The sequence below is a fragment of the Thermodesulfobacteriota bacterium genome (assembly GCA_040756475.1).
Taxonomy (GTDB): domain Bacteria; phylum Desulfobacterota; class Deferrisomatia; order Deferrisomatales; family JACRMM01; genus JBFLZB01.
The window spans coordinates 1-3,733 of the sequence record JBFLZB010000287.1; the positions used below are offsets into that span (position 1 = coordinate 1).

Sequence of the window (3,733 nt, forward strand, 5' to 3'; positions counted from 1 at the left end):
CGTCCGGACCGCGGATCCCGGGCGCCCTTCCCCGTTCCCTCCCCCCACCCTCCTGTGGTACCTTCCGCTCCTCCCTCGGAGGTACCCATGGCTCGCATCCTGTCCCTGGCCAACCAGAAGGGCGGCGTCGGCAAGACCACCACCGCGGTCAACCTCGCCGCTTCCCTCGCGGCGGCGGAGAAGCGGGTGCTGCTCTTCGACACCGACCCCCAATCCAACGCCACGAGCGGCCTCGGCATGAGGGCCGCGCCGGAAGATCTCACCTCCTACCACGTCCTCACCGGCCAGGCCCCCTGGGATGCCGCGGCGCGCCCCACCGCCCTGGAGCACCTGCACCTCGTGCCGGCCTCCCGGGATCTCTCCGGGGCCGAGATCGAGCTTGTCGCCGCCGGCCGCCGGGAGTTTCGCCTCCGGGATGCGTTGGCGCCGGCCCGCGAGCACTTCGACTACATTCTCGTGGACTGTCCCCCGAGCCTGGGCCTGCTCACCATCAACGCCCTGGTCGCCTCGGACGCGGTCATCATCCCGCTCCAATGTGAGTACTACGCCCTGGAAGGCCTCTCCCAGCTCCTCCACACCGTGCGCACCGTGAAGCGGGGTTTCAACCCGCGGCTCGAGATCGAGGGCATCCTGTTGACCATGTTCGACCCCCGCAACAACCTCAGCCACCAGGTGGCCGACGAGGTGAAGCGCCACTTCAAGGACAAGGTCTTCCGCTCCGTGATCCCACGCAACGTGCGCCTGAGCGAGTCCCCGAGCCACGGCAAGCCGGCGCTCCTCTACGACATCCGCTCCACCGGCGCCCAGAGCTACCTGCGCATGGCTCGCGAGCTCATCCGGCCCCCCCGCCGCGCTCCGGCTGCGGCCTGACGCCGCGCAGGAACCTCCACGATGACCAACCCCGCCAAGAAGCACCGGACGGCCCTGGGATCCGGCCTGGACGCCCTCCTCCCCGACCGCCTCGAGGGCGAGTTCTTCCTCTGCCCCGTGGAGGAGATCCACCCCAGCCCCCACCAGCCGCGCCAGCACTTCCCCGAGGGCACCCTCGAGGAGCTGGCCCAGTCCATCCGGGAAAAGGGACTCATCCAGCCGGTCATCGTCCGCCGCTCCTCCGAGGGCTCCTACGAACTGATCGCGGGCGAGCGGCGCTGGCGAGCCGCCCAGAAGGCCGGCCTCACAGAGGTCCCGGCCATCGTGCGAGACGCCGACGAGGAGGAGCTCCTGGAGCTCGCCCTGGTGGAGAACCTCCAGCGCGAAGACCTCAACCCGGTGGAAGAAGCCCAGGCGTACCGGCTCCTCCTGGACCGAACCGGCATCTCCCAGGAGGCCCTCGCGGGGCGCATCGGCAAGTCCCGCGTGGCGGTGGTCAACGCCCTGCGCCTCCTCACCCTGCCCACCGAGGCCCTCGAGGCCCTCCGTGACGGCGCCATTACCGCCGGCCATGCCCGGGCCATCCTGGCCTGCTCCGGGGACGACGCACGTCGGGAGCTCCTGCGCCAGGTCCTCCGCCGGGGTCTTTCGGTGCGCGAGGCCGAGCAGCTCGCCCGGCGCCCCTGCGCGGCGCCCGAGCCCAGGCCGCCCAAGGACCCCAATGTCCGAGACCTGGAAAACCGCCTCGCCCGGCGCCTCGGGACCCGGGTGGCCGTGCAGCCGGGGCGCCGCAAGGGCGCGGGGAGCATCCGGATCGACTACCGCAGCCTCGACGACCTCGATCGGCTCCTGTCCCTCCTGGAGCCACCGGGGCGGTGACCGGGGGCGTCCTGCGGGCCCCGAGCGCTTCTTGACACCCGGGAAGCCCGATGGTACCTAAACCCCCGGCGTTCAAGCCGAAGCTCGATCTCAAGGACCTCAAGGACTTGGTGGAGCATTTGGGCCTCGTCACCCATCTGGGCCTCACCATGGTGGCCGCCGTGGGTATCGGGTTCGCCCTGGGCGTCTACCTGGACCGGTGGACCGGCGCCGGCGGCGTGTGGAAGGCCGTCTTCATCCCCCTGGGCGCCCTCTCCGGGTTCTGGGCCGTGTACCGGATCGTCCTCCAGACCGGGGACCGCGCCGACCGGAGGCGCCGGTGACCGCTCCCTTTGCGCCCTTTGGCCGGTTTCGCCTACGGGCGCCTGCCCGCACCGCCCTCCTGGGCCTCGGGGTCGCCCTGGCCCTCGCAATGGCCGCGGACCGCGCCGCCGGACTGGGGTTCGCCGTAGGGAGCCTGGCCAGCGCGGCCGCCCTGCACCTGCACGGGGCCCAGATCGACGCCCGGCGCGGTTCTTCCCCCCGCGCCGCCGGCCGCCGCGCGCGCCTGGGCTCCCTGCTCCGCAACGCCGTGCGCGGGGGCGCTCTCGGTCTTGCCTACGCGATGCCCGGCCTTTCTTTCGGGTCTGCGGCCCTGGGCCTCTTCGTGGGCCCCGCGGTGCTCCTCGCCGAGCACCTGGCCGCGCTCCGCACGGCCGCTTGACAGGAGGCCGGGCCGCAGGCGGTCCGACGGAGCGCAAATCCAGCGCTGTTCGGAGAAACGATGGACGCCATCACCGAGGTCGCCCAGTGGGTCTTCCCCGTCGCGGGGCGCGAGGTGCGCCTCAACGCGACCACCCTCGTCATGTCGTGGGGCGTCATGGCGGCGCTGGCCGCCTTCGGTCTGGCCGTCTCCCGGCGCCCCGCCCTGGTACCCGGACCCTTCCAGAGCGTAGCCGAGCTCCTCGTCCAGGTTTCCAGAGACCTGATCGCCGAGACCCTGGGCAAGAGGGGGCCGCGTTACTTCGCCCTCGTCCTCACGCTCTTCGTCTTCATCCTGATCTCCAACTGGCTCGGCATGATCCCTCTTCTCGAGGAGCCCACCAAGGACCTCAACACGGCCCTCATCCTGGCGGTCATCGCTTTCCTGACGGCCCAGACGGCCGCGATCCGGGCCAAGGGCTGGCGCGTCTACATTAGAGAGTACTTTCAGCCCTTCGCCTTCATGTTCCCCCTCAACGTGATCGGCGAGGCGGCCAAGGTCGTCTCCATGGCCTTTCGCCTCTACGGCAACGTCATGGGCGGCTCCATCATCATCCTGGTGGTGAGCCATCTGGTGTACCACCTGATCATCCCGCCCTTCCTGAGCGCCTTCTTCGGTCTCTTCGTCGGCACGGTGCAGGCCTTTGTCTTCGCCATGCTCACCCTGACCTACATCTCCGTGGCGCTGCAGGAGTGACCGTGGAAGCCGGGGCGTGGAGCCAGGCGGCGGCCGTGTTCGGCGCCGGCGTGTGCATCGGCCTGGGGGCCATCGGCGCCGCCGTGGGCGAGGGCCGCACCGCGGAGGCCGCCGCCGAGGCGATCGCACGCCAGCCCGCTACCGCCCACAAGGTGCAGCGCACCATGCTCGTGGGCCAGGCCGTCGCCGAATCGGCCAGCATCTTCGCCCTGGTGGTGTCGGTGCTCCTCCTCTTCTCGCCCCGTCCGTCTCCCTCGCTGCTCCAGGCTGCGGCGCTGGCGGCAGCCGGCCTGTGCATGGGCATCGGGGCGCTGGGCCCGGGCCTCGGGGCGGGGTTCGCCGCGGCCAGCGCGTGTGCCGGCATCGCCCGCCATCCCAAGGCAGCCACTGCGGTCACCACGACCATGCTGGTCGGCCAGGCCGTTTCCCAGACTCCCGCCATCTTCGCCCTCGTCCTGGCCTTTCTCCTCCTCTTCCCCGCTCACTCCCAGGTGGGGCCGCTCCTCCCCGCGGTCTCTGCCCTCCTTGGGGCGGCGGTTTCCACCG

The 3,733-nt window shown here is 71.1% G+C and carries 6 protein-coding genes; all 6 read left to right on the top strand.

Annotated features, from left to right (window positions below; genetic code table 11):
- The first annotated feature begins 87 nt into the window (after positions 1-87).
- A complete protein-coding gene (locus AB1578_22545) occupies positions 88-870 on the top strand; it encodes an AAA family ATPase (protein ID MEW6490677.1) in 783 nt (260 codons plus the stop codon).
- A 21-nt stretch (positions 871-891) separates the two neighbouring features.
- Entirely contained in the window at positions 892-1,749 is an 858-nt protein-coding gene (locus tag AB1578_22550) for a ParB/RepB/Spo0J family partition protein (protein MEW6490678.1), read from the top strand.
- A 50-nt stretch (positions 1,750-1,799) separates the two neighbouring features.
- A complete protein-coding gene (locus tag AB1578_22555; GenBank protein MEW6490679.1) occupies positions 1,800-2,072 on the top strand; it encodes an AtpZ/AtpI family protein in 273 nt (90 codons plus the stop codon).
- Positions 2,069-2,452, top strand: a complete 384-nt coding sequence (locus AB1578_22560) for a hypothetical protein (protein MEW6490680.1) — start codon at positions 2,069-2,071, stop codon at positions 2,450-2,452. The genes AB1578_22555 and AB1578_22560 overlap by 4 nt, the downstream gene beginning before the upstream one ends.
- A 60-nt stretch (positions 2,453-2,512) precedes the next feature.
- The gene (gene atpB, locus AB1578_22565) at positions 2,513-3,187 is read left to right on the top strand and encodes a F0F1 ATP synthase subunit A (GenBank protein ID MEW6490681.1); all 675 of its coding nucleotides are present in this window, start codon (positions 2,513-2,515) and stop codon (positions 3,185-3,187) included.
- Positions 3,188-3,189: 2 nt separating this feature from the next.
- The coding region (gene atpE, locus AB1578_22570; protein ID MEW6490682.1) for an ATP synthase F0 subunit C at positions 3,190-3,733 on the top strand (544 nt) is incomplete at its 3' end.

What these genes read in the sequence shown, in the direction of transcription:
- AB1578_22545 (MEW6490677.1), top strand. Translation starts at nt 88, where the DNA reads ATGGCTCGCATCCTGTCCCTGGCCAACCAGAAGGGCGGCGTCGGCAAG.
- AB1578_22550 (MEW6490678.1), top strand. Translation starts at nt 892, where the DNA reads ATGACCAACCCCGCCAAGAAGCACCGGACGGCCCTGGGATCCGGCCTG.
- AB1578_22555 (MEW6490679.1), top strand. Translation starts at nt 1,800, where the DNA reads ATGGTACCTAAACCCCCGGCGTTCAAGCCGAAGCTCGATCTCAAGGAC.
- atpB (MEW6490681.1), top strand. Translation starts at nt 2,513, where the DNA reads ATGGACGCCATCACCGAGGTCGCCCAGTGGGTCTTCCCCGTCGCGGGG.